This window comes from Reyranella massiliensis 521 (genome assembly GCF_000312425.1).
Lineage (GTDB): Bacteria > Pseudomonadota > Alphaproteobacteria > Reyranellales > Reyranellaceae > Reyranella > Reyranella massiliensis.
The window spans coordinates 5,458,404-5,483,169 of sequence record NZ_HE997181.1 but is presented as its reverse complement, the minus strand read 5'-3'; the positions used below and the strand labels follow the sequence as shown (position 1 = coordinate 5,483,169).

General features: G+C 65.3%; 29 protein-coding genes and 1 riboswitch. Of the genes, 12 read left to right on the top strand and 17 right to left on the bottom strand.

The genetic code is table 11. The features are described from left to right. Positions 1 to 5 precede the first annotated feature (5 nt). Entirely contained in the window at positions 6 to 1,367 is a 1,362-nt protein-coding gene (locus tag BN60_RS26775; RefSeq protein WP_020699269.1) for a UbiD family decarboxylase, read from the bottom strand. A gap of 38 nt (positions 1,368 to 1,405) precedes the next feature. Here BN60_RS26775 and BN60_RS26770 point away from each other — a divergent pair, with 38 nt between their 5' ends. Then, a complete protein-coding gene (locus BN60_RS26770; RefSeq protein WP_020699268.1) occupies positions 1,406 to 2,425 on the top strand; it encodes an FUSC family protein in 1,020 nt (339 codons plus the stop codon). Between the two features lie 34 nt (positions 2,426 to 2,459). On the opposite strand, the gene BN60_RS26765 is transcribed toward BN60_RS26770, so the two are convergent. The 5 genes from BN60_RS26765 to BN60_RS26745 all read right to left on the bottom strand — a co-directional run bounded on the left by BN60_RS26765 (position 2,460) and on the right by BN60_RS26745 (position 6,536). Beyond that, positions 2,460 to 2,840 carry a copper resistance CopC family protein gene (locus BN60_RS26765; RefSeq protein WP_020699267.1) on the bottom strand — a complete coding sequence of 127 codons (381 nt, stop codon included), beginning with the start codon at positions 2,838 to 2,840 and terminating at the stop codon, positions 2,460 to 2,462. Further along, positions 2,840 to 3,451, bottom strand: a complete 612-nt coding sequence (locus BN60_RS26760) for a UbiX family flavin prenyltransferase (protein WP_043284364.1) — start codon at positions 3,449 to 3,451, stop codon at positions 2,840 to 2,842. The genes BN60_RS26765 and BN60_RS26760 overlap by 1 nt, the downstream gene beginning before the upstream one ends. An 8-nt stretch (positions 3,452 to 3,459) precedes the next feature. Next, complete coding sequence (locus BN60_RS26755; protein ID WP_020699265.1) at positions 3,460 to 5,088, bottom strand: UbiD family decarboxylase; 1,629 nt, start codon at positions 5,086 to 5,088, stop codon at positions 3,460 to 3,462. Between the two features lie 24 nt (positions 5,089 to 5,112). Further along, entirely contained in the window at positions 5,113 to 5,511 is a 399-nt protein-coding gene (locus BN60_RS26750; protein WP_177324870.1) for an SRPBCC family protein, read from the bottom strand. A 185-nt stretch (positions 5,512 to 5,696) separates the two neighbouring features. Continuing rightward, complete coding sequence (locus tag BN60_RS26745) at positions 5,697 to 6,536, bottom strand: alpha/beta hydrolase (protein WP_020699263.1); 840 nt, start codon at positions 6,534 to 6,536, stop codon at positions 5,697 to 5,699. Positions 6,537 to 6,621: 85 nt separating this feature from the next. Between BN60_RS26745 and guaD the strand changes: the two genes are divergently transcribed. The 6 genes from guaD (at position 6,622) to BN60_RS26715 (ending at position 12,489) form a co-directional block, all read left to right on the top strand. After that, entirely contained in the window at positions 6,622 to 7,944 is a 1,323-nt protein-coding gene (gene guaD, locus BN60_RS26740) for a guanine deaminase (protein WP_043286945.1), read from the top strand. 282 nt (positions 7,945 to 8,226) lie between these two features. Then, a complete protein-coding gene (locus tag BN60_RS26735; protein ID WP_020699261.1) occupies positions 8,227 to 8,952 on the top strand; it encodes a PhoH family protein in 726 nt (241 codons plus the stop codon). A gap of 341 nt (positions 8,953 to 9,293) precedes the next feature. After that, positions 9,294 to 11,180, top strand: coding sequence for an excinuclease ABC subunit UvrC (gene uvrC / locus BN60_RS26730; RefSeq protein WP_020699260.1), 1,887 nt, complete (start codon positions 9,294 to 9,296; stop codon positions 11,178 to 11,180). Further along, entirely contained in the window at positions 11,155 to 11,763 is a 609-nt protein-coding gene (gene pgsA, locus BN60_RS26725) for a CDP-diacylglycerol--glycerol-3-phosphate 3-phosphatidyltransferase (protein ID WP_020699259.1), read from the top strand. Before uvrC ends, pgsA begins: the two co-directional genes overlap by 26 nt. Beyond that, positions 11,760 to 12,011 carry a MoaD/ThiS family protein gene (locus tag BN60_RS26720; RefSeq protein WP_020699258.1) on the top strand — a complete coding sequence of 84 codons (252 nt, stop codon included), beginning with the start codon at positions 11,760 to 11,762 and terminating at the stop codon, positions 12,009 to 12,011. Before pgsA ends, BN60_RS26720 begins: the two co-directional genes overlap by 4 nt. Positions 12,012 to 12,015: 4 nt before the next feature. After that, complete coding sequence (locus BN60_RS26715; protein WP_020699257.1) at positions 12,016 to 12,489, top strand: molybdenum cofactor biosynthesis protein MoaE; 474 nt, start codon at positions 12,016 to 12,018, stop codon at positions 12,487 to 12,489. An 18-nt stretch (positions 12,490 to 12,507) separates the two neighbouring features. Here the strand turns inward: BN60_RS26715 and BN60_RS26710 are convergent, their stop codons facing one another. The 7 genes from BN60_RS26710 to BN60_RS26680 all read right to left on the bottom strand — a co-directional run bounded on the left by BN60_RS26710 (position 12,508) and on the right by BN60_RS26680 (position 17,917). After that, the gene (locus tag BN60_RS26710; RefSeq protein WP_020699256.1) at positions 12,508 to 13,491 is read right to left on the bottom strand and encodes a HesA/MoeB/ThiF family protein; all 984 of its coding nucleotides are present in this window, start codon (positions 13,489 to 13,491) and stop codon (positions 12,508 to 12,510) included. After that, on the bottom strand, positions 13,464 to 14,066 hold the full coding sequence (locus BN60_RS26705; protein WP_020699255.1) for a thiamine phosphate synthase: 603 nt from the start codon (positions 14,064 to 14,066) through the stop codon (positions 13,464 to 13,466). The genes BN60_RS26710 and BN60_RS26705 overlap by 28 nt, the downstream gene beginning before the upstream one ends. Before the next feature lie 12 nt (positions 14,067 to 14,078). Continuing rightward, the gene (locus BN60_RS26700) at positions 14,079 to 14,855 is read right to left on the bottom strand and encodes a thiazole synthase (protein ID WP_020699254.1); all 777 of its coding nucleotides are present in this window, start codon (positions 14,853 to 14,855) and stop codon (positions 14,079 to 14,081) included. Positions 14,856 to 14,857: 2 nt separating this feature from the next. After that, the gene (thiS, locus tag BN60_RS26695; protein WP_020699253.1) at positions 14,858 to 15,055 is read right to left on the bottom strand and encodes a sulfur carrier protein ThiS; all 198 of its coding nucleotides are present in this window, start codon (positions 15,053 to 15,055) and stop codon (positions 14,858 to 14,860) included. Continuing rightward, positions 15,024 to 16,019 carry a glycine oxidase ThiO gene (gene thiO, locus BN60_RS26690; RefSeq protein WP_245539845.1) on the bottom strand — a complete coding sequence of 332 codons (996 nt, stop codon included), beginning with the start codon at positions 16,017 to 16,019 and terminating at the stop codon, positions 15,024 to 15,026. Before thiO ends, thiS begins: the two co-directional genes overlap by 32 nt. Further along, positions 16,015 to 16,132, bottom strand: a riboswitch (TPP riboswitch). (Overlaps the previous gene by 5 nt.) 53 nt (positions 16,133 to 16,185) lie before the next feature. After that, positions 16,186 to 17,118 carry a branched-chain amino acid aminotransferase gene (locus tag BN60_RS26685; protein ID WP_051150194.1) on the bottom strand — a complete coding sequence of 311 codons (933 nt, stop codon included), beginning with the start codon at positions 17,116 to 17,118 and terminating at the stop codon, positions 16,186 to 16,188. A 160-nt stretch (positions 17,119 to 17,278) separates the two neighbouring features. Continuing rightward, a complete protein-coding gene (locus BN60_RS26680; RefSeq protein WP_020699250.1) occupies positions 17,279 to 17,917 on the bottom strand; it encodes a glutathione S-transferase family protein in 639 nt (212 codons plus the stop codon). A gap of 106 nt (positions 17,918 to 18,023) precedes the next feature. Between BN60_RS26680 and BN60_RS26675 the strand changes: the two genes are divergently transcribed. From BN60_RS26675 to BN60_RS26655, 5 genes are all read left to right on the top strand, one after another. Continuing rightward, positions 18,024 to 18,521: a MarR family winged helix-turn-helix transcriptional regulator gene (locus tag BN60_RS26675; RefSeq protein ID WP_020699249.1), complete on the top strand. Its 498-nt coding sequence runs from the start codon at positions 18,024 to 18,026 to the stop codon at positions 18,519 to 18,521. Positions 18,522 to 18,526: 5 nt separating this feature from the next. Next, positions 18,527 to 19,231, top strand: coding sequence for a response regulator (locus tag BN60_RS26670; protein WP_020699248.1), 705 nt, complete (start codon positions 18,527 to 18,529; stop codon positions 19,229 to 19,231). Next, positions 19,228 to 20,583, top strand: a complete 1,356-nt coding sequence (locus BN60_RS26665) for an ATP-binding protein (protein WP_020699247.1) — start codon at positions 19,228 to 19,230, stop codon at positions 20,581 to 20,583. The genes BN60_RS26670 and BN60_RS26665 overlap by 4 nt, the downstream gene beginning before the upstream one ends. Before the next feature lie 74 nt (positions 20,584 to 20,657). Further along, positions 20,658 to 21,752, top strand: a complete 1,095-nt coding sequence (locus tag BN60_RS26660) for a branched-chain amino acid aminotransferase (protein WP_020699246.1) — start codon at positions 20,658 to 20,660, stop codon at positions 21,750 to 21,752. Positions 21,753 to 21,837: 85 nt separating this feature from the next. Then, entirely contained in the window at positions 21,838 to 22,278 is a 441-nt protein-coding gene (locus BN60_RS26655) for an MGMT family protein (RefSeq protein ID WP_215905944.1), read from the top strand. Between the two features lie 33 nt (positions 22,279 to 22,311). Here the strand turns inward: BN60_RS26655 and BN60_RS26650 are convergent, their stop codons facing one another. The 4 genes from BN60_RS26650 to proC form a co-directional block, all read right to left on the bottom strand. Next, positions 22,312 to 22,650: a tRNA-binding protein gene (locus BN60_RS26650; protein WP_020699244.1), complete on the bottom strand. Its 339-nt coding sequence runs from the start codon at positions 22,648 to 22,650 to the stop codon at positions 22,312 to 22,314. An 86-nt stretch (positions 22,651 to 22,736) separates the two neighbouring features. Beyond that, complete coding sequence (locus BN60_RS26645; RefSeq protein WP_020699243.1) at positions 22,737 to 23,171, bottom strand: phasin family protein; 435 nt, start codon at positions 23,169 to 23,171, stop codon at positions 22,737 to 22,739. 134 nt (positions 23,172 to 23,305) lie between these two features. Then, on the bottom strand, positions 23,306 to 23,971 hold the full coding sequence (locus tag BN60_RS26640; RefSeq protein ID WP_020699242.1) for a TetR/AcrR family transcriptional regulator: 666 nt from the start codon (positions 23,969 to 23,971) through the stop codon (positions 23,306 to 23,308). Further along, positions 23,968 to 24,765, bottom strand: a complete 798-nt coding sequence (gene proC, locus BN60_RS26635; RefSeq protein WP_020699241.1) for a pyrroline-5-carboxylate reductase — start codon at positions 24,763 to 24,765, stop codon at positions 23,968 to 23,970. The genes BN60_RS26640 and proC overlap by 4 nt, the downstream gene beginning before the upstream one ends. Between the last annotated feature and the right edge of the window lies 1 nt (position 24,766).

The window sequence follows — 24,766 nt, the reverse complement described above, 5'->3', positions numbered from 1 at the left end:
GACCTCTAACCCTGGCGCTTGTCGATCTCCGGTAGCGCGAAGTCGCGCCAACCCGGCACCTCCGAAACCTCCGGGAACTCGACGCCGAACGGCTTGGTCGCATCGATACCGACGGACGACGAAAAGGCGCCGTCGGTGTAGGGATCGAGCGGCGCGGTGGCCGTGCGTTCGACGACGAACACATCGTCGCTCGGTTTGACCCGGAACGACTGAGCCCACTCGACCTCCGCGGAATTGCGGATGTCTATGTCGGGATCGACCGCGATGACCCATTTGGGATGCAGATTTGACGCCATGGCGGCGAGGATGGCGTGCCGCGCCTCGCCCTCGTAGCGCGGCTTCATGGCGATGACGACGTAGACCTGCACGCCGCCCGAGCTGTTGATCGAGATGTCGCTGATCGTCGGAAACTGCGCCTGGAGTTGCCGCAGGATCGAGGTCTCGAACGGAATCTGCTTCAGAACGTGGTTCTCGGTGATCGGCTTGCCGGTCAGCAGCCCCTGGAAGATCGCACCCTTGCGGTGCGTGATCGCCGTTATCTTCGCCACGGGCTTCGGCGAAGCTGCCGTGTAGTAGCCGGTATATTCGCCGAGCGGCCCCTCGATCTTCTGATCCTTGGTATCGACCGTGAACTCGATCACGATCTCTGCGCGCGCCGGCACCTTCATGTCGTTGCTGACCGCCTTCGCCAGTTCGACCGGCACGCCGCGCAGGCCGCCCGCAACGAACCAGTCGTTGGTGGCGTCGCTCGACTGCACCTGGCAGGAGTACATGGTGAGCGGATCGACACCGATCACGATCGCGCCGTGCAGTTGTTTTCCCATCGCCGTCGCGTGGGCGATGTTCTTGCCGAAGCGATGGTTCGGCGCGGAGAACACGCCCAGCTCCTTCGGCCCGTGAACCTGGAAGCGGTAGTTGCCGATGTCGGGCGTGCCGGTCTCCGGGTTCTCCGACACCACGATGCCGGCCGTAATATAAGGTCCACCATCCTTCGGGCTGTAGGTCGGCACCGGAAGCTTGGTGACATCGATCGCATCGCCCGTCAGCACGATCTCCTGACACGGCGGCGCGCCCTTGAAGTCCACCGGAGCGATCTGGTTGTTGATACCCTTCAGCACCTTGTCGTGGATCGTCTGCTCCGTCGCCTCGAAGGCCTTCAACGCCAGCCTGCGATTGCCGTAGACGCCCGCCACCAGCGGAAACGCCGTGCCGGTATCCGCGAACATCAGCGCCGGCCCCTGGATCGCACTCGTCTTGGCAAGAGCTTTGGCGATATCGTACTTGAGGGCAATCGGACGCGTGATGTCGACGAGGTCACCCGAGTTCTTCAAGGCGGTCAGGAAGGCGCGCAGATCTTGATGGGGCATGGTCAGTCCGTCCTAGCGTTTCGCGAGTACAACAGGTGATGCGTCGCTCTTTTGCCGATATCCGTCGCGACGATATCGAGGATGCGTTGCGTGTCGCCCTGGCGGTCGGCCTGCCGCTGCTGGCGCTCGATGTCGCGGACCGTCTCGACCTCACCGTCTATGCCGCCTTCGGCGGACTGGCGATGCTCTATGGCCACGGCGAGTCTGCCAAACAGCGCGTGACGACGCAGATCGTGGCCGGCATCGGCCTGGTCGTCATCATCGCGGTGGCGATGACCTATGCGGCCGCGCAGGCGCCGTTGCCGGTGCTGGGCACGCTGCTGGCCGTCACCGTGATTGCCGCTGCCACGCTGGGCGCCGCGATGAAATGGGTGCCGCGCGGCGAAATGTTTTTCGTTTTGGTCCTGCTGATCGTCGCCAGCATCCCCACCACATGGGACCGCCTGCCGATCGGCATAGCGACCGGCGCAGGCGGCGCCGCCTTCTCGGTCCTGCTGGCTTGGCTGAGCAACTTGCGCAACGGCAAGCGGGGAGAAGAACCGAAACCCGACGGATGGCGCCATCGCCTCGCGGCGGGCTATGCCAATCTCGACCGCAGGCAACATCTGGTCCTGATGGCGGCCGCCACGCTCGGCGTGCTGACGGCCTGGGCGCTCGCCATCGTCCTCGGCATCGGCCATCCCTTCTGGGCGGCCGTTACGGTCGCGGCTCTGATGCCGGCGTTGGCCGCCACCGACATCTGGCGCCGCACGGCGCACCTCATGCTGGGCACCCTGGGCGGCGTCGGCGTGGCCACCTTTCTGTTCTCGTTCGAACCCGGCCATCTCGCACTGATCGCGATCATCATTGTCTGCCAGGCGGCGGCGGAGATCGCGGTGGCGCGCAACTACGGCGTCGCGCTCCTGTTCTTCTCGCCGCTCGCCATCGGCATGAGCAACCTGAGCCGTGGCGCGCCCTGGCCGCCGCTGTTGCTCGACCGGCTGGCGGAGGCGGCGCTCGGCACGGCGGTGGCCTTCCTGACGATCTTCGTGGGACGCCGGATCCTCAAGGTGACTTGAGCGGGGTCTGGAACGGGCGGATCGCACGCCGCGCCTACTTGGGCGGCTGGTCGGAGACCTGGAAAGGGATGTCGCCCGAGACGGTTTTCTCTCCCTGCAGGGTGATCACCGCCCAGTGCAGCGTGTAGTCGCCCGGCGGCAAGGTCGGCGCCTCCGCGAACAGGACTTCGGGCGCCGATTCCAAGCGCGGCTGCAGGCGTTCGATCACCTTGTCGCCCTGCTTGATGGTCAGAGTCGACTTGCGATGGTCGACCGGCCGGTCGAAGCGCACGAAGAAGGCACTGCTGCGCCGGCCGATACGGGCATGTGCCTTCGGCGCCGATTCCACGACGCGTACGTCGGCGGTCTGCGCACGCGGGGACGAGAATCCACCGACGGCGGCCAGCACGGCAGCGATTGCTGTGCGACGATGCATCACTTTGCAGTCCTCCGCCGGGATGGGAGGCCCGACGGACCTGTCCAGCGCGGGAAGGTCTTGGTATCGAGGCCGAAGAGATCGAGCGCGCGGGCGACCGAATGGGTGACGATGTCGTCGACGGAGCGCGGCCGCGCGTAGAAGGCCGGAACCGGCACGGCGACGATGGCCCCCATCTCGGTAACGGCCAACATGCTTTTGATGTGCCCGGCGTGCAGCGGCGTTTCGCGGAACATCAGGACGACGCGGCGACGTTCCTTCAGGCAGACGTCGGCCGCGCGGGCGACCAGGCTCGACGTCACTCCGGTCGCGATCTCGCTCAAGGTGCGCACCGAGCAGGGCGCCACGATCATGCCCATCGTATGGAACGAACCGCTCGAGATGGCCGCAGCGATGTCGCCCGGCGCATAGACGTGATCGGCGAGGGCCCGAAGCTCCGCCGCCGACACATCGGTCTCGAGCGCTCGCGTCTGGTCGCCCGCCTTGGAGATCACGAGATGGCTCTCGATCTTCATGGCGCGCAACGCTTCGAGCACGCGGATGCCGTAGACCGTTCCAGAGGCGCCGGTGATACCGACGACCATGCGCCTGACAGGCTGGCTCGTTGCCATGCGGATGCTCAACCGGCGGTCTTGATGTGGCGTGGATCCGAATGGTGCAGCGGCTGCGGCTTGGCCTCCCACGAAAACGGCGTATCGGAGAGCGTGTAGCGGTACCAAGGCGGATCGTTGGTGCGGCCCAGCTTGTGGCGCAGATTGCCGAAGGCACGGTAGAGCACGGGATAGGGCTGGCCGTGATACTGCTTCAGAATGTCGTGCCAGGCGCGCGGCTCGGCGCGGATGAACGCCTCCATATCCTTGGTCAGCGCCTCTTCCGTCATGATCTTCAGGTCGGCCGGCGGATCGCCGAGGTCGGTCACGGTGCTGCGCACGAACTCATTGGGGTTCCACTCGGGACCCAGCGGCACGGTGCAGTCCATCCCGATCTTCGAGGCGATGCCCAACGTGGTGCTCTTGGGATCGACGGTCATGGTGTTGAGCCCGTCGAGTCGCACCGTGTCTTTGTCCGGCATGTAGCGGTAGGCCATGGCAGCCAGCACCGCCTGGTCGTCCCAGATGTCGACGTCGGTGTCGAACACCATGGCGACCTTGGGCAGGCCCTGCTTGGAGCAAGTGAGCATGATGCCCAGCGCCTGCTTTGAATCGCCGGCGCCCAGCGGATGGATCTTGGCGTAGGCGATGTTGGACAGGCCGCCCAGAGGGCAGCGCACCTCGCGCACGTCGATGCCGCCCTGCTTCAGGCCGTTGAACAGGTCGGCCTCGATCGCCGGCAGCTGCAGCATGTTGTCGGTGTACCAGGGATGCAGGCCGCCGATGGTGCAATGCTGGAAGATGCCGCCCTTGCGGTAGGTCATCGCCTTCACCTTGAGGCGATAATTGTGCTTGATGCCGCCGCCGTACATGCCGGTGAATTCGCCGTACGGCCCTTCGTCGTAGACGAGACCTTCGAGCGCCATCAGCTCGCATTCGAGCACGATCTCGGCATTGGCCGGCACCATCACGTCGATGGTCTCGCATTTGATCATCTTGGCCGGCGCGCCATAGAAGGCGCCCAGCACCTCGAAGTCGTCGGTGTCGGCAGTGACGCCGACCAGGGCCGAGATCTTGTCGATCGTCGGGCCGCCCAGCACGATCGCGACCTCGAGGTTCTGGCCCTTCGCCGCCGCCGCCATCGCGTGGATGCGCTGGCGGTGCGAGGTGCAGGTCATGTCGACCGACTTCTCGTTCTTGGTCCGGAACATCGAGCGGTAGATGCCCCAGTCGTAGACGCCGGTGTCGGGATGCTTGCTGATGAAGAGATTGTCGTTGGTGTAGGCGTGCCCGTCGCGGTCGTGATGTAGGAACAGCGGCAGGAGCGTCAGGTCGACGTCGTCGCCCTTCAGGATCACTTCCTTGCAGGGCGCCGTCGTCACCGTCTCCCACTTCACGCGGCCCTTGGAGCGCGCGACCATCTCGAGCCCGGTCCGCGTCTTGTCGCAGCCCATGGCCCAGGCGAACATCTCCTGATTCGAATAGGCATTGGCCAGCACCGAGAACTCGGTGTCCTTGATCTTCTCGACCAGGATGGCCTTCGTCGGATTGGACTCCATGAGCTTGGGAACCTGGTCGACGCGGACCTCCTCCTTGATGCGCACGAGGAAGCCGGCCTTCTCCATCGAGGCCACGAAATCCGAAAGTGACTGCTGCATTGTCTTGCCCTCAGGACCGCTGGATCAGGGAGCGATCTTTCCGTGCTCGGCGAAGGCGCGGAGCTGATGGAGCATCATGCCCCAGAGCGCATTGCACTTCGCGAAGTTGCCTTCCTGATGGGGCCAACCCGAATGGGCGAACTTCAAATGGACGCGGCCGTCGGGCGTTTGGCCGATATCGAAGTTAACGGCGGTTCCGGCCGCATCGCCCGGTCCCTTCACACACTTCCAGACAACCTTGTTGGCATCATGGGTAGTCACTTCCCACACGAACGTGGGGCCATCGGGATACTTCAGCGACCACTGATCGCCCACCTTGCCGCCTCCCGATACGTCGGCGCCGGTCCAGCCTTTCAAACCCTGAAGAGTGGTAAGGGCATCTCGAACTTTTACGGGATCAGCTTGGATATTGACCGCATGCAACAGAGCGTGACCAGACAAGAGCTATCTCCCATGTTCACTCAAGCGCCGGTGGCAATGACAGCAACAGCGCCCGTAAATGTAAGCACCGTCACGATAACATGCAGAGGTGCGACCTCAAGCGCTCGTTGCATCGCAGATGTAACTCGCGCTTAGCTTGTGTCAGAGATCTCACGCGCTCATCGTGTTCAGGCAAGAGCGCGTGCGGCCCGCGCAAGCACACCATCGTGCTTTTCGAGTTCGTCCATGATCGAGAAATGATTGAGGCCGGCGAGCGGCAGCAGCTCGCTCGGCAAACCAGCCGCGCGACGGGCGTCGTGATAGGCAACGGACTGGCGCTGCAGCTCCGGCAGCTCGCCGGTGCCGTAAGCCAGCACGACCGGCGCACTCTTCTTCGGCAGATGCAGGAGCGGACTGGTCTTCGCCGCCTCCTCGGCTGTCAAGTTCAGCTTGTCGTTGAGATAGTTCAGGCGGCAGGGCTCGACATCGTAGATACCGCTGATCGCCAGCCCCGCATCGACCTCGTCCATGGCAAGCGTCGTCGCCGTAAGATGGCCGCCCGCCGACCAGCCGGAAACGACAAGTCTGCCCTCACCTGCACCGCGGTGCGGTCCTTCGCGCCGCAGCCAGCGCACGGCGGCCGCAATCTCGTCGACGATCTCCGACAGCGTGGCCTCGGGGCAGAGCGTGTAGCCGATGAAGGCGACATCCATGCCGTTGGCCAGCGGTCCCGCGGCCATGCAGGCGAACGTCTCCTTGGCGTTGCGCTGCCAGTAGCCGCCATGGATGAAGGCGAACAGCGGCGCCTTGGCGGCGCCACACCGGAAGAGGTCGATCTTGTTGCGCGGCCGCGGCCCGTAGGCGAGGTCGAGACCGTCGGCGTGGCGCTTGCGGAAGGCATCGCTGCGCGCGACCCAGGCCTCGCGGCGCTCGCCCGAATCGGCTACGGCGCTGGTGTTGTCGTAGGCGGCGTCGAGCTCGGCCCGGGTCATGTTGTTCCAGACGACGGTTCGGGACTCTGTGCTCATGCTCGCACTCCTTGGGACGTGCCTGGTCTCTACCATGAACGCGCGGCCCTTCCAGAACTCACCGTTCGGTGCGAACGTTGCCGCGATGTCCCCGACCGACCGACCGATCGCCCTCCGCGGCCCTGTCCTGACCTATACCGGCGATCCGTTCCGCGACGGGCTTGCGCGCACGATGGTGCACGAGCCGGATGCCGTTGTCGTCGTGCAGGATGGCCACATTGCACAGTTCGGCCCGGCCACCGAGATCGCACCGTCGCTGCCGGCAGACGTCGAGGTCCGCGACTATGGCCGCAATGCGCTGATCTCCGCGGGCTTCGTCGACACGCACGTCCATTTCCCGCAGACGCCGATGATCGGCAGCCACGGCAATCAGCTTCTGGACTGGCTCGACCGCTATACCTTCCCGACCGAACTGAAATTCGCCGACCGCGCCTTCACACGCGAGGTCGCACGCACCTTCCTGCGCGAGAACCTGCGCAACGGCATCACCACGAGCTGCGTCTACTGCACCGTACACAGCCATTCCGCCGACATCCTGTTCGAGGAGGCCGAAGCGCTCGGCCTTCGGCTGGCGGCCGGCAAAGTGCTGATGGACTGCCGCGCGCCCGAAGGCCTCATGGATACAGTGCAGACCGGCTACGACGACTCCCAGGCCCTGATCGCCAAGTGGCACGGCCGCGGCCGGTTGCTCTATGCCATCACGCCGCGCTTCGCCGGGACGAGTTCGCCGGCGCAACTGTCGGCAGCCGGCGCCTTATGGCGGGAACACCCCGATTGCCTGATGCAGACCCATATCGCGGAGAACAAGGCCGAGGTCGCCTGGATCAGGGAGCTGTTTCCAGACCACCGCCACTATCTCGACGTCTACGACCATCATGGGCTTTGCGGGAAGCGTGCCGTATTCGGACACGGCATCTGGCTGGAGGACGGCGAGCTGCAGCGGCTGCACGAGACGGGCGCCGCAATCGCGCATTGCCCGACCTCCAACTTCTTCCTGGGCAGCGGCGCCTTCGATCTCTCGCGCGCACTGGATCCGAAGCGCCCGGTGAGGGTCGGGCTCGGCACCGACATCGGCGCGGGAACCTCGTTCTCGATCCTCGCCACGCTGAACGAGGCCTACAAGGCGTCGCAGCTCAACGGGCAAGCCCTGTCGGCCGAGCACGCCTACTATCTCGCGACGCGCGGCTCGGCGGCGGCGATACACCTCGACGACAGGATCGGCAGCATCGCCGTCGGCATGGAAGCCGACCTCGTCGTCCTCGACATGCGCTCCACGCCCCTGATCGACTTCCGGATGAACCAGGCGGAGAGCTTCGCCGAACAGCTCTTCGTGCAAATGATCCTGGGCGACGATCGGGCGGTCCAGGCGACCTACGTGGCCGGCCGCCTCGCCCACATCCGTACGTGAAAGCACGCTTTCCATAGCGTGAATGTTCAATGGCACACCATAAATCTGGTGGCTGAAGGCGTGGATTGGGGGTACGCTTTCCCAGGTAGCTGAAGGAGGTGTTTATCCGTCCGAGGAGCTTAGCCCCCGACGGAGTCGGGACCACCGGCGGAATTCCCGCCGTGTGCTCTGTCAGCCTCACCTTCAGCCTGACCACCGATCGTCAACGCCTCCGCTCGCGGGGGCGTTTTTGTTTTCTGGCGACCGGTCCCACTCCTCTGACCATGACACCGGAGTATGGATATGGCCAAACGCGCCGCACGCCGCACCAAGCTGCACGCCATCGATAGCGCCCGTATTCACAGCCTCGTCTTCGACCACACTCCGGCCAACGACCGAGACCAGAGCTACATCCGGAAAGTCCGCCCGCGCAGCGACAATCAACGCGTGCTGATGGAGGCTATCGAAACCAAGCCTCTGACCGTCGCCCTGGGGCCGGCCGGCACCGGCAAGACCTATCTCGCCATCTCGGCCGCCGTCGAGGCGCTGGAATCCGGCACCGTCGCGCGCATCGTGCTGTCGCGGCCGGCCGTCGAGGCCGGAGAGAATCTGGGCTTCCTGCCGGGCGACATGCGCGAGAAGCTCGACCCCTACCTGCGCCCGCTGTGGGATGCCCTGAACGACCGGCTGGGCGCCAAGCAACTGCGCCAGCACCTCGACGACGGCACCATCGAGATCGCCCCCGTCGCCTTCATGCGCGGCCGCACCCTGAACAATGCCTTCGTGCTGATCGACGAGGCGCAGAACTGCACCTACGGACAGCTCAAGATGCTGCTGACCCGGTTGGGCTGGCACTCGACCATGGTCATGACCGGCGATCCCGACCAGACCGACCTGCTGCCCGAACTGTCGGGCCTGGCCGCCATCGGGACCCGGCTGGAGGGTATGGAAGACGTGGCGGTGGTGCGTCTCACCCAGGGCGACGTCGTGCGTCATCCGCTGGTTGGCCGCATGTTGTCGGTGCTCTAAAGCCACCCAAGTTATCCACAATTGGAAGCGCGATAGACAATTGGACCAAAAAGGGAACATCAAGCAACGCCAGTTCTTTATGGTGCTCCAAGAAAAGACGGAAAAGTCCTATAGAACAAAATGTTAGAAGGGCGGTGGCGGGCGACTGCCACCGCCCCTACATTGAGTCAACACGGTGACGCTGGTGTAACGCCGGGCGGACAACGCGCTTTTTCACAGACTTCCCCACATGGCTGTTTCCACAGCCGTTCTGGGGCCTGTTCCGGGAACGTCGCGCTTTGCTGTCGAGCGCCGCCGGCCTACTCACTGCTCGCCTCCATTCTGTCTCTGCGACCCGCCTCGTGACCGACGAAACCGATCTCGACCAGAAACCCAGCGAAGGCTCGCTTGCCGACGGCATGCGTATCATTGCCGATTTTGTGCACACGCTGCCGCGGAAGCCCGGCGTCTATCGCATGATCGCTGCAGACGGCGAGGTGCTCTATGTCGGCAAGGCGCGCTCGCTCCGCAGCCGGGTCGCCGCCTATACCCAGCCGACCCGCCTGGCGACGCGCCTGATGCGCATGGTCTCGGCGACGGCGACGATGGAATTCGCCGTCACCGACAGCGAAGCCGAGGCGCTGCTCCTCGAGAACAACCTGATCAAGCGCTTCCGGCCGCGCTTCAACGTGCTGCTGCGCGACGACAAGTCGTTCCCTTACATCGTGATCCGCCGCGACACGGACTGGCCGCAGCTCGCCAAGCACCGCGGCACGCGCGAACCGGGCAACGAATATTTCGGCCCCTTCGCCTCGGCCACCGCCGTGAACCGCACGCTCTACGCGCTGCAGCGGGCCTTTCCCCTGCGCTCCTGCTCGGACGGCGTCTTCTCGACCCGCACCCGCCCCTGCCTGCAATACCAGATCAAGCGCTGCACGGCGCCCTGCGTCGGCCGCATCGACAAGCCCGAATACGACGCCATCGTCGACGAGGTTCGCGGCTTCCTGGGCGGCCGTAACCGCGAGATCCAGCAGGCGCTGTCCCAGCGCATGGAGCAGGCCTCGGCCAGGCTCGAATTCGAGGCTGCGGCGGTGCTGCGCGATCGCATCCGTGCGCTGGCGCACATCCAGTCGCACCAGTCGATCAGTCTGCCGTCGATCGACGAGGCCGATATCTTCGCCGCCCACTCGGAGGGCGGGCAGATCTGCGTGCAGGTCTTCTTCCTGCGGGCCGGCCAGAATCTCGGCAACCGCGCCTATTTCCCGAGCCACGGCCGGGAGCTCGACGAGGCCCAGGTGCTCGAGTCCTTCATCGGCCAGTTCTACGAGGCGCGACAGGCGCCCAGCCTGATCCTGACCAGCCACGACGTCGCCGAACGCGAGCTTCTGGAAAGCGCCCTGGCCCTCTCTGCCGGGCACAGGGTCGAGATTCGCCAGCCCAAGCGTGGTGACCAGAAGGATGCGCTGGACCAAGCCGTGAACAATGCGCGCGAGGCGCTGGCGCGGCGCATGGCCGAACGCGGCACGCAGCGCCAGCTTCTCGACGGCGTGGCGCGCGTGTTCGGCCTCGACGCACCGCCCGAGCGCATCGAGGTCTACGACAACAGCCATATCCAGGGCACGGCGCCCATCGGCGCCATGATCGTCGCGGGTCCCGACGGCTTCAACAAGAACGCCTACCGCAAATTCAACATCAAGAGCGAAGGTGCGGCCGGCGACGACTTCGCCATGATGCGCGAGGTGATGAGCCGGCGCTTCGGCCGTGCGCTCAAGGAAAACCCCGATCGCGACGACGAGCATTGGCCCGACCTGGTGCTGATCGACGGCGGCCAGGGCCAACTCGAAGCGGCGCGCCAGGTGATGACCGAACTCGGCCTCGAAGACATCGCCATGGTCGGCATCGCCAAGGGCCCCGATCGCGACGCCGGCCGGGAGCGCTTCTTCCTGCACGGCAAGGCGCCCTTCTCGCTCGAACCGCGCGATCCGGTCCTCTACTTCCTGCAACGGCTTCGCGACGAAGCGCATCGCTTCGCGATCGGCACACATCGCACGCGGCGCGCCGCCGACATGACCCGCTCGGCACTCGACGAGGTGCCGGGCATCGGTGCGGGCCGCAAGCGCGCGCTGCTCAATCATTTCGGCAGTGCCCGTGCGGTTGCCGTCGCTACGCTCGACGATATCAAGACAGTGCCCGGCATCTCCAATGCGCTTGCCCAGAAAATCCATGACCACTTCCGGGGTGGCCGCTAAGGTCGGCATCGAGATGTTGTTCAATCTTCCCAACATGCTGACCCTGTCGCGGATCGTGGCGATTCCGCTGGTCGTCGCCTGCTTCTGGCTCGACCGCGGCTGGGCGCAGTGGCTGTCGATGATCCTTTTCGTGACCGCAGCCGTCACCGATTGGTTCGATGGCTATTTCGCGCGGCGCTATCACCAGATTTCGCGCTTCGGCCGCTTCCTCGATCCCATCGCCGACAAGCTGCTCGTGGCCGCAGCGCTGGTGATGCTGGTCAATACCGGCGTCTTGAGCGGCCTGAACGTGCTGGCGGCGCTGATCATCCTGGCCCGCGAGATCCTGGTTTCAGGGCTGCGCGAATTCCTGGCCGAACTGCGTGTCGGCCTGCCGGTGAGCGCGCTCGCGAAATGGAAAACCGCGGTCCAGATGGTGGCAATCGCCGCCCTGCTGGTGGGCGACGCCGCAGCGACCTGGGTAACGCAGATCGGCATCGTCCTGATCTGGATCGCTGCCGCCCTCACCCTGATCACTGGCTACGACTATCTCCGGACAGGCCTGCGCCACATGGCGGAAGATGCGCCGGGTGGTCAGAAATGAAAATCCGCTACTTCGCCTGGATGAAACGCACCGTCGGCCTTCCCGAGGAGGAAGTGACGCCGCCTGCGGACGTCGCGACGGTCGGCGATCTCATCGTATGGCTCAGGGCACGCAGCCCGGGCCATGCCGAAGCGCTGGCGGAAGGCGCTGCCTTCGGCGCGGCAGTCGATCAACGCACGGCGACCTTCGACGTCAAACTTGCCGGCGCGCGCGAGGTTGCGTTCTTCCCACCCTTCACCGGCGGCTGACGCCATGAGCGTGCGTGTCCAGGAAGCCGACTTCGATGTCGGCGCCGAGCTGGCCCGCCTCACCGACGGTAACAAGCGGATCGGCGGCCTCGCGGTGTTCGTCGGGCTGGTGCGCGAGATGCATGTCCGCGAAGGCTATCACCGCGACAAGGTCGACGCGCTGACCCTGGAACACTATCCCGGCATGACCGAGAAGGCGCTGGAGGAGATCGAGGCCGAGGCCAACCGGCGCTGGCCGCTCGAAGCCTCTCTCATCGTCCACCGCTACGGCCGCATGGAAGCGGGCGAACGCATCGTGCTGGTGGTCGTGGGCTCGCCGCATCGCGAAGCCGCTTTCGAGGCCTGTGAGTTCCTCGTCGACTGGCTCAAAACCAAGGCGCCCTTCTGGAAGCTCGAAGAAACGCCGGCCGGCGAGAAATGGGTCGGCGCACACGAAGGCGACGATGCGGCCGCAGCACGTTGGGAGAAGAAGCCCTGAGCTGACGGCTTCGCTCCGTCACCCCAGCGCCACCAGCGCCAGGTTGGTGATGCCGCGCGCGCGCAATTTGTCGGCCGCCATCAGCGAACGTTGTCCGCTGCGGCAGGCAAGCACAACGCGACCACTCGGTTCTTCCAACTGTTCGATCGTATCGACGACAAGGCGCCGCGCGCCGGCAAAGGGCGAAACCGGTGCTTCGTCGAGGCCACGCAGGTCGACGACGATATCGTCGGCCCGCACGGCTTCGGGCGCAATGAAGGGAACGGACGCCTCCGGCTCCGAGCTGCCATCGAAGCCGAAGCCGCCGAAGGCCAGTTTCTTGGCATCGAAGGTGACGACGCGGCCGAGCACCGACGACTCGAAACCCAAGAGCAGATGCAGTGCGAGATGGGCCTGCAGGCTGCCCATCAGGGCGACGGCGCTGCCCAGCACGCCGACCGTGTCGCAAGTCCCGCCGTCGATCGACACGTCGGGGAAGACCGCACGATAGCTCGGCCCACCGCCGCAGAAGGCGCCGGCATAGCCGGTGAGGCCGATCACCGACGCACTGACCAGAGGCTTGGCCACGGCGAAGCAGGCGTCGCTCAACATGTAGGTGACGGCAAAGCTGTCGGCAGCGTCGACGACGAGATCGGCCGTCGCGACCAAGGCCGCTGTATTCTGTGGCGTCAGACGCTCGGCCCGCGCCTCGATCTGCACCTCCGGGTTGAAACCCTGAAGCGTATCGCGCGCCGCCTCGACCTTGAGCCGGCCGATGTCGGACATGCGATAGAGCGGCTGGCGATGGAGGTTGGTGACCTCGACCGTGTCGTGATCGACGAGGGTGACGCGACCGACACCGGCGCCCACGAGATACTGCAGCACCGGGCAGCCGAGACCACCTGCGCCCACGACCAGCACCGACGCGGCCGCAAGCCGCGCCTGACCTTCGGGCCCGATCTCGCCCAACACCGTCTGGCGGGCGTAGCGGTTGCTCACGACGGCCTCGTCGCGGCGATCCATGCCCTGGCCTGCCCGATCGGATCGGCGTGGTTCACGATGTCGCCCACGACCGAAGCGATATCGGCCCCGGACTTCAGGCAGAGCAAGGCGCGTTCAAGGGTGAGACCGCCGATGGCGACCAGCGGCCGGTCGCCGATCAGCTTCTTCCATTCGGCGAGCCGCGTCGTGCCCTGCGGCGCCCACGGCATCTGCTTCAACTTGGTCGGCCAGATGGGCCCCAGCGCCACATAGTCAGGGTCGACCGCAAGACCTTTCTCCAGCTCGGCATGATCGTGCGTGCTGACGCCGATGCGGATGCCGGCGCGGCGCAACGCCTTCACGTCGGCATCGACGAGATCCTCCTGGCCGAGATGGACATAGTCGCAACCTTCGTCGATGGCGATCTGCCAGTAGTCGTTGACGATGAGCTGCGCGCCATGCGCCGCGCAGGCCGCTTTGGCTTCGCGCACCTGTCGACGCACTTCTGCATCCGGCTGGTCCTTGATGCGCAGCTGAACGAGCTTGGTGCCGGCGGGCAGCAGCTTCGCCACCCAACCGGAATCGGGCACCACGGGATAGAACGGATCGAGCTTCATCGGTCTGCTTTCTCAATCGCCCAGGGCGGCCTTACCGATAACGGGTGTCGACGGCACTGCCATGTCACGCGGTTCCATCGGCCGCGCCAGATAGGCGGCGCGCCCGGCTTCGGTGGCCAGTGCAAAGGCGCGCGCCATCTCGACCGGATCGCCCGCCTCGGCGACGGCGGTATTGAGCAGTACGGCGTCGTAGCCCAGCTCCATGGCCGCCGCGGCATGCGACGGCACGCCGAGGCCCGCATCGACGACCAACGGAATGTCGGGGAAATGTGCCCGCAGCGAACGCAGTCCGTAGACGTTGTTCAGCCCGCGTGCCGAGCCGATCGGCGCGCCCCAGGGCATCAACACCTTGCAGCCGGCTTCGACCAGGCGATCCGCCACCACGAGGTCTTCGGTCGTGTAGGGAAACACCTCGAAGCCCTCCTCGCTGAGGATGCGCGCCGCCTCCACCAGACCGAAGACATCGGGCTGCAGGGTGTCCGCCTCGCCGATCACTTCGAGCTTGATCCAGTTCGTGTCGAACAGCTCGCGCGCCATGTGGGCCGTGGTCACGGCTTCCTTGACCGAATGGCAGCCCGCCGTGTTGGGCAGCACCTTCAGGCCAAGCGCCTGGATGAACGACCAGAAGCTCTGACCGGCGCGGCCGGCGCCACTCTCGCGGCGCAGCGAGACCGTGACGACTTCCGCGCCCGACGCCTTGATGGCCCGCTCCAGCACGGCAGGCGACGGATAGCGTGCCGTTCCGAGCAGCAGGCGCGACTTCAGGTCGATGCCATAGAAGGACGCCATGCCTAGCCTCCCTGCATCGGCGCCACGACCTCGATGCGGTCGCCGTCGGCCAGGGCCGTGCGCGGCCGCGCCGCCGCGGCAACGAAGCGACCGTTCACTGCTGTGGCGATCTTGCGGCCGCCATAGCCCAGCGTGTCGAGTGCTGCGGCCAGCGTGCCGGGGCTGACTTCATGCACGTCGTCGTTCAGGAAGATCTTCATCTTTCGTCTCCAGAAAGTCGGCAACCTGACTGGCGAGCCAGGGCGCCAGCAGGAAACCGTGTCGAAAGAGGCCGTTGGCGTGCAGGACGCCATCGACTTGCCGCACCTGCGGCAGGTTATCGGGAAAAGCCGGCCGCAGGTCGGCGCCAAGTTCGACGATCTCGGCTTCACCAAAGGCAGGATGCAGCGTGTAGGCCGCATTCATCAGCTCCACGGCAGAGCGCAGGCTGACGGCCCGTCGCTCTTCGCTTTCGATCATCGTGGCGCCGATCATGAAGAGACCATCGCCGCGCGGCACGACGTAGAGCGGGATGCGCGGATGCAGCAGCCGCACCGGCCGCGACAGCGAGACCTCGCGCGTACGCACGACGATCATCTCGCCGCGCACGCCCCGTAGATCCGGCAAATGATCGCGCGAGGCGAGGCCACGGCAGTCGACGACGAAATCTAGATCGCGGCGAGGCAGGTCGCTTACGCCGAAACGGATCGGCACACTCCGCGCCGCCAGAGTCTCCGCCAAACCCGCCAGAGCCTTGCGTGGATCGAGATGGGCTTCGTCGGCAAAGAAGAGCCCGCGCCGGAAGCGGCCTGCGAGATCGGGCTCGAGAGTGCCGACGCCATCGCCGTCGATCCATTCGAAGCGCTCCGTGCGCTGGGCGAAGCGCGTCAGGTCGGCCGCGTCGCGCGGCGGCGCCACGACGAGGCTGCCTTTCTGGACGGTGCCGGGAAAGTTCCGAAGCCACCACGTAATCGACGGCGCGCCGAGGAGCGCCACAGCTTCGTCAGTGGTCGCACGTTCGCACCACGGTGCCAGCATGCCACCCGCCATCCACGAGCAGGCCCCCTCGCCCAGGGCCGAAGCACGCTCGATGACCTCGACAGCGTGGCCGCGCGCGCTCAGCTCCACGGCGCACGAGAGGCCCGCGACGCCGGCTCCAATGACTGAAATTGCTGATCGATCCACGACTGACTCCCGTTCCTTCGCCGGCATGATCCGGATCAGGTTCAAAGGGTTCAGCCGCTGCGGCTGTCTCAGCCCGGTTCCACGCTGGAAACCGGACACCCCTCGGACGTCATCGAGAAAAGGGGATTGCAGCCCCCGATGTCAAGGTTGCGTCAGGCCGCCAGTCTCAGGCGGCCAATGGTGCCGCCGGCGTCATGAGATGCGTGGCTTCGCCGAAGCCTTCGCTGTCGGGCTCGCGCACCAGCTTCTGGAAATCGGCCATCAGGGTCCGGGCGATTGGCCCTGCCTGGTAGTGATGCTGGTCGATGGAGCCCACCGGCACGATCTCTGCCGCCGAGCCGCAGAGAAAAACTTCGCTGGCCGTAGCGAGTTCTTCCGGCATCACATGACGCTCTTCGACCACCCAACCGCGCTTCCTGGCCATGCCCATGACGGCGCGGCGTGTGATGCCGTCCAGGAAGTTCTCCGGCTTGGGCGTCACCAGCGTGCCGTCGATCACCAGGAAGATGTTGGCGCCGGTCGATTCGGCGATGCGGCCCTGCCAGTCGAGCATCAGCGCATCATCGAAGCCGGCCTTCAGCGCGCGATCCTTTTCGATGCCGCAGATGATGTAGAGGCCCGCCACCTTGGCGTGACCCGGCGCGGTCTCCGGCGACGGCCGACGATACTTGGCCATGGTCACGTTGATACCGGAATCGCGCGCCTGCACGGAAAGCCTGCCTTCTTGGGCCCAGGGCGCGATGGCGAGATGGACGGTCGTGCCGATCGCCGACACGCCCAGCACTTCCGAACCGCGCCAGGCAATGGGGCGCACATAGCCGGTCGTGAGGCTGTTGGCCTTCACCACGGCCCGGGTCGCCTCGTCGATCTCCTCGCGCGACCAGGGCAGATCGTAGTCGAGCAGGCGGGCCGAGCGAATCAGGCGGGCGCTGTGGGCGGCAAGACGGAAAATCCGGCCGTCATAGATGCGTTCGCCTTCGAAGACGGCCGAACCGTAATGCAGGGCGTGGGTGAGAACATGCATGCGGCTGTCGCGCCACGGCACCAGCTTGCCGTCCAGCCAGATCACGCCGTCGCGATCATCCATTGTTAAGGACATTGCACCATTCCCTTCCCAATGATTCCAAATGGGTCTCTTGGAGACTATCAATCACAACTTAATATCCAGATAGGTCAATATTACTGACCTTGTCAATAAAACTGACGACGCGTCTCATCGCGGCCAGAAAAGGCCGGGAGCCAAGCCGGGCCGGTCGGAATCAGGTCAGGAGAGGCGCCATGTCGGGATCGCCCTTGTGCATGGCCCGTCGATAAGCGGGCCGCCCGCCGATGCGCTGCAGGTAGGCAAGGATCGCCGGATAAGGCGCGAGATCGAAAGGCAGGAAGAGGCGCATGGTCGTCAGGGTGAAGACGATCATGATGTCAGCCGTCGTGAACTCGCTGCCGGCGAGAAACGCCGACCTGGCAAGGCGCGCCTCGACGAGCCCCAGCGCGAGATCGAGCCGGCCCTTCATGGCACGCAGGATTGGATTGTCGTCCGGCAACTTCAGACGGGACAGGATCATGTTGCGCCCTGTCGCGGGCTGCAGCGTGCCGTTGGCGAAATGGAACCAGAAGAGGAACTGCGCGAAGTCGGGATGATCGGGTGCCAATGTCAGGCGCCCCTTTCCGTGCTTGGCGACGATGTATTCGATGATGGCCCCCGACTCGGCCAGCACGAGGTCGCCATCGGTGATCACCGGCGCCGCGCCCATGGGATGGAGTGCCTTGTATTGGGGGGGCGCGAGGCGGGTGACGGGATCGCGGTCGTAGACCCTGAGGTCGTAGGGAATGCCCAGCTCTTCACAAAGCCAGACGATCCGCTCGGACTGCGACTTCCCGAGATGATGAACGATCATCGTGTCCCCCGCGCAGGCGAGAAAGAAAATGTCCGAAACAGGAGCCGCGGCGTAACACCGCCGTCGACGGGGTGTCAACGTAACGCGCCCGCTCTATAAAGGCGGCGTGGAATCCAGACCTCCCGCCAATCCTCTCTTCCTGCGCGACGAAGAGCTGCGGCAGGGCATCGAGCTGATGTTCTATGCCTATCGCGACTTCACGTTCGAATCCGACCAGCAGCTCAAGCGCTACCAGCTCGGCCGCGCCCATCACCGCGCGCTCTATTTCATCGGCCGCCATCCCGGCCAGACGGTCGGCCATCTGCTGTCGATCCTGAAAGTGACCAAGCAGTCGATCAGCCGCGTCCTGAAGGACCTGATCGGACAAGGCTATGTCGAGCAGAAGAGCGGCGCGCGCGATCGCCGCGAGCGGCTGCTGTGGCTCACGGAGCGCGGCCAGAAGCTCGAACGCGACCTGACCGACCGGCAAAGCCAGCGCTTCGCCCGCGCCTATCGCGAGACGGGCGCCGAGGCGGTTGAAGGCTTCCGCAAGGTCTTGCTGGGGCTGCTCGATCCGGCGGAGCGCGTCGTGGTCGACAAGCGAGTGCGCGGCGGCGGACGCTGACTACGATGGATCCCTCGGCCGACAAGCCGCATATCCTGGTCGTCGACGACGATACGCGTCTGCGCGAGCTGTTGAAGTCGTTCCTGTCGCGCAACGACTTTCGCGTCTCGACCGCGGCCAGCGCCGCCGAGGCCCGCCAGCGGCTGGGCTCGCTCGACTTCGACCTGATCGTGCTCGACGTGATGATGCCGGGCGAGACCGGGCTCGCCTTCGCTGCCGAGCTGCGCCGCACCGACGAAGTGCCGATCCTGATGCTGACGGCCATGGTCGACACCAAGGACCGCATCGCCGGCCTCGAAGTCGGCGTCGACGACTATCTCGGCAAGCCGTTCGAGCCACGCGAGCTGCTTTTGCGCATCCAGAGCGTGCTGCGTCGCGGCCGGCCGGCGGCCGCCACCGCACCGACGCAAGAGCAACGGCAAGTCACCTTCGGCCCCTTCGAGTTCGATCTCGAGCTGGGCGAACTCTCGCAGAAGGGCAAGCGCGTGCCGCTGACCGATGCCGAAATCGCTTTGATGCGCGCCTTCACCGGCCGCATCGGCGAAGTGCTGAGCCGCGAGACGCTGTGCAAGATCGTCGGCAGCGACATCAACGAGCGCGCGATCGACGTGCAGGTGACGCGGCTCAGGCGCAAGATCGAGCCCGACTCCTCTTTCCCACGCTATCTGCGCACCGTGCGCGGTCAAGGCTATCGGCTGGTCGATGCATGATCCTTCGCGCCGCCCGCGATCTCTTCGAGCGCATCGCGCAATGGGCTGATCGGCGTTCGCCGCAGACCCTGTTCGCGCGCGCGCTGATCATCATCGTGGTGCCGATGCTACTCCTGCAGGCGTTGTCGGCCTGGTGGTTCTACAGCCAGCGCGGCGACAACGTGACCAACCGGCTTGCGATCCTGCTGGTGCGCGACATCCGTCTGCTGATCTCACTGCGCTCGGATTTTCCCGACGACACGCACCGCGACTGGATCCTGCGCCGCTCGGCCCAGGACCTCCTGCTGTTCGTCAGCTTCCGCAAGGGCATCGTGCGGCCCTTCAAGCAGCCGGAATATTTCGACATCGTCGCGCGCGAAGTACAGGGCGCGCTCGAAGCCGACATCAAGCGGCCGTTCTTCCTCGACAACAATATCGGCGGCGGCCAGCTCCTGATCGAGATCCAGCTCACCGATGGCGACGTGATGGACATCCTGGTGCCGCACGTCCGTCTCACCTTCGGTTCGAGCTTCGCTTATGTAATCGCCCAGCTCGGTCTCGCCCTCGTCCTGTTCGGCCTCGCCATCTGGTTCATGCGCCGGGAACTGGTGCCCATCGAACATCTCGGCGTGGCGGCCGATGCGCTAGGCAAGGGCCGCGACGTGCCCGACTTCGCCTTCTCCGGCGGCACGCGCGAGGTGCGCAACGCCGCGACCGCCTTCCACACCATGCGCATCCGCCTGCGCCGCTCGATCCAGCAGCGCACCGAAATGCTGGCCGGCGTCAGCCACGACCTGCGCACGCCGCTCACCCGCATGAAACTCTCGCTCGCCCTGCTGCCCGAGTCGCCCGAGACCAAGGAGCTGAACGACGACGTCCGCGACATGGAACGCATGATCGAGGGCTATCTCGCCTTTGCGCGTGGCGAGGGCGACGAAGATCCGGTCATGACCGACCTCTCGGAGATCCTGGAGGATGTGACGGCCGGGGCTCGCCGTGACAATGCGAACATCGAGCTTTCCTGGCAGGGCGACATGAACGTCGAGCTGCGGCCGCTCGCCATGAAGCGCTGCCTGACCAACCTGATCTCCAACGCGATGCGTTATTCACGCAACGTGAAACTGGAGGCCGTGCGCGGCCGTACCTCGGTCGAGATCATGATCGACGACGACGGGCCCGGCATCCCGCCCGACAAATACGAGGACGTCTTCCGCCCTTTCTTCCGCCTGGACGCGTCGCGCAATGTCGATACCGGCGGGGTGGGACTGGGCCTCACCATCGCGCGCGACGTGGCGCGCAGCCATGGCGGCGACGTGGCGCTGGCCACCTCGCCGCTGGGCGGCCTTCGCGTCATCGTGCGAATTCCGCTATGAGCGGGCCGCGGAGCTTGCTGTAGACGTGCCGCCCGGCCGCCTATGATACAAAGAACTGAATATCCGAGAGAACAATGTCCAAGACACAGTCGCTTCAATTCGTCCGCCATCCGCACCCCGCTCCCCTTGCCGCCGACAAGCGCGCCGAGCTGCTGAAGAATCCGGGTTTCGGCCGGGTCTTCTCCGACCATATGGCGACCGTTCGCTACAGCGATTCGCAAGGCTGGCACGATGCGCGGATCGAGCCACGCGCGCCGATCCCGATGGACCCGGCGGCAGCCGTCCTGCACTACGCCCAGGAGATCTTCGAGGGGCTGAAGGCCTATCGAACCGAAGACGGTGGCGCGACGCTGTTCCGGCCTGAGGAGAATGCCCGCCGCTTCCAGCAGTCGGCCGAGCGGCTGGCCATGCCGATCCTGCCGGAGAAGGTGTTCCTCGATGCGGTCGACCAGCTCGTCGACATCGATCGCGCATGGATTCCGGAGGGCGACGGCAGCCTCTACATCCGCCCCTTCATGTTCGCCAACGAGATCTTCCTCGGGGTGAAGCCTTCGTCGGACTATCTGTTCATCGTGATCGCCTCGTCGGTCGGCGCCTACTTCAAGACCAGCGCCCCCGCGGTCTCCGTCTGGGTGTCGCAGGACTATACGCGCGCCGCACCCGGCGGCACGGGCGCCGCCAAGTGTGGCGGCAACTATGCCGCCAGCCTGCTCGCCCAGGCCGAAGCGACCCGCCACGGCTGCGACCAGGTGGTGTTCCTCGACGCGGTCGAGAAGCGCTGGGTGGAAGAGCTGGGCGGCATGAACGTCTTCTTCGTGTTCGACGACGGCTCGATGGTGACGCCACCGCTCGGTGGCACGATCCTACCCGGCATCACGCGCTCCTCGCTCATTACGCTCGCCAAGGACAAGGGCATCCCGGTGCGCGAGGAGCCCTACTCCATCCAGCAATGGAAGGCAGATGCCGCCAGCGGCCGTCTGCGCGAAGCCTTCGCCTGCGGCACCGCCGCGGTTGTCACCCCGATCGGCACGGTGCGTTCGCCCGACGGCGAATTCACCATCGGCAACGGCGGCTCGGGCGCCCGCACCGAAGAACTGAAAGCAACCCTGGTCGGCATTCAGCGCGGCCGCGTTGCCGACAAGTACGGCTGGATCCACAAGGTCTTCTGAAGATTGCGGCCCCCCTGCGCCGCCCGGTGCACTGGCCTTCGTGCCAGTGCTGCAGCATGATCAACGGCCAGGGGAATTCGGCACCATGCGTCGTTCGGACAAGGGCCTCGGGCCAACCCCGGCATCCAGATTGCTGCAAAGCTGGGCAAGCAGGGATCGGCGCAAGCTGTCGATGCTGCCGAAGCGCAAGCCGCTTCAGGCTGCCCAACTTCAGGGCGATGAAGCTGTTGAAGCCATCTGCGCCGTAATCCGCCGCATCCCTGTGGGCTGGGTTGCGACCTATGGCCAGGTTGCCACGATGGCGGGCATGCCGAGGCGCGCCCGCCTTGTCGGCCGCGTGCTTCAGCGTCTTGACCCGGGCACCAAGATCCCGTGGCACCGTGTCGTCAACGCCAAGGGCGAGGTGTCCTACAGCCTGTCCCGCAATGGAGGCGACATCCTCCAGCGGCGCCTGCTGGAGAAAGAAGGCATCGAATTCGACGCCAAAAACCGTCTGGACTTGGAACGATGCCGCTGGCGCGACTAGAGCATCGGGCCTTCGACTGTAATCAGCGGAAGGCTAGAACAGCTTCCCACCGTTAGGCACGACCTGGTCCGGCGCGAACAGCACGACGCTGCCGTCCCCTGCAGGAAAGCCCAGGGTCAGCACTTCCGACATGAACTTGCCGATCTGTCGTGGCGGGAAATTGACCACGGCCGCGACCTGGCGGCCGATCAGGCATTCCGGCGTGTAGTGCACCGTGATCTGAGCCGAGGATTTCTTGGTGCCAATCTCGGGGCCGAAGTCGATCAGCAGGCGAAAGGCCGGTTTGCGGGCGCCCTCGAGAGGGGCGGCTTCGAGGATCGTGCCGACGCGGATGTCGACCTTCTCGAAGTCCTGATAGGCGATCTGTTCCATGGTGCCGGCACCCTAATCGGGTACCGACAAAAGAAAAGGGCCGCTCGCGCGGCCCTTTTCCTCGATCGGCCCGAGGCCGACAAAGCTTACTTCTTGGCGATCGCAGCCTTGACCTCTTCGGTCACCTCGGCGACGCGCGCGCTGAGCGCGGTCAGCGCATCGGTGTGGCCCTTGCTGTAGAGGTCAGCCAGCTCCTTGGAGTTGGTGATGGCCGTCTCGTAGCTCTTCTTCACGAAGTCGATCTGCTTGGCAGCCTTCTCCTCCATGGTGGCGGCGGCGAGCACTTCGCTGCCGTGCTTGGAGAGGTCTTCCATCGCGGCGCGGACCATGTCGCCCTGACGCTGCGCGATTGTCTTGAACGACTCGACGGCCGAGGTGTTGACCGAAGTCATCGTGGCGAAGTTCTTGCGGGCGGTCTCGACGATGGTCTCGACGTTCACGACCGGCAGCTTGAACTCGCTGGAGAACTTGCTGAAGTCGAAGTCGGCGAACGGGTTCTTGAAAGCACCATTGGCGTACATGGAATGTCTCCTGACAGGGCAAAACGACGGAAAGCTCGGGTGCTCCGCCTGGATTGCTGCGGTGCACAATGCAAATCAATTTAGGGAGGCAGTGCAGCGAGTCAAGAGACGATTTTGTGCATCGCACAAAACCTTCATGCGGCAGGCGAATCAGACGCCTCTGCCGACGCCGTGCGTTTCTTATTTATTGTATATTTATCAAAGAGTTGCGACCATTTTTCTGCAGTCTTTAGCCGACTGTCCAGCGACGCCATTGTCTTGGATAGGTCGTCCGTCTCGTCCTTGTCGAAGACACGCGACACGGCCTGATGGATGACCAGCAAGCCGTTCTGCCGCACCGCACCGCCGAGACCGTCGCTGGGAATCGAGGCCGCCTCCAGCATCGCCGCCATCGACCGACGCAGCGCCGGCCCCATCGCCAGAGCAAGCAGCGGATCGCGCAAGGCGGCGAGGCGCAGCGCGCGCATGGCCTCTCGATGTGGCTTGAGCGCGTCGTAGCGGCGCATCATCACGTCGAACAGACGGTCGCGCGCGGTTTCCTCGGCATCAACGACGGATGGCGTGCCGGCCAGGACCTCGGCATCCACGCGCGCCATGAAGGCCGCGATCAGCGACACCTTGTCGGAATGCAGGCCATAGAGTTCGGCGAAGCCCAGACCGGCTTCCTGCGCCACGTCGCGCAGCGCCACTGCCGCGAAGCCCTTCTCGGCGATCAGCCGAAGAAAGGCGTCGAGCGCACGGTTACCCGGCGTTCCATCGGGGCGCGCTCGATCTGCGGACGCGGCGTCGCCCTCGCTCATCCCGCAAGTTCCTTCGAACGACGCGAGGCCGCGGCGAGCGCCTTGTCAAAGACAGGCTGGATACCGTCGTCTGCCATCAGGACCTTCAAGGCTTCGGCGGTGGTACCGCCCGGACTGGTGACGTTAACGCGCAACTGCGCCGCCGGTTCACTCGACTGCTTCAGCAATTCGCCGCTGCCGGCCACCGTGGCGCGGGCAAGCTGCATGGCCATGTCCGGCGTCAGGCCGAGCTTGGCGCCCGCCGCCGCCATCGCCTCGACCAGTAGGAAGACATAGGCCGGGCCGCTGCCCGAGAGCGCCGTGACCGGATCCATCAGCGCCTCGTCGTCGACCCAGAGCACGCCGCCCACCGCTTCGAGCAGTTCGTGGCAGCGCTTCTTCTCGGCGGCCGAGACGCCGGCTGCCGCCGTCGCGACGGTGATGCCCTGGCGAACAGCCGCCGGGGTGTTGGGCATGGAACGGACGACCTTGGCTGCCGCCCCGAGATGGTTCGCGAAATAGCCCAGCGTCTTGCCGGCCGCGATCGAGAGGAACACCGACCCTTGTTCGGCAAACCGCTTCAGGTCGGTAAGCGTCGCTTCCATCGCCTGCGGCTTCACCGCCAGCACGACGATTTCCGGGGCCTCGGAAACCTCGCTCGACGAAGAGACGAGGCGCAGGCCGGCATGCTTCGGCCGGATGGCCTCGACCGGCTCGGCCACGACGACATCCGATGCCTTGAGGCCGCGCGCCAGCCAGCCGTCCAGCATGGCGCCGCCCATCTTGCCGCATCCGACCAGCAGCAGCTTGCCCATC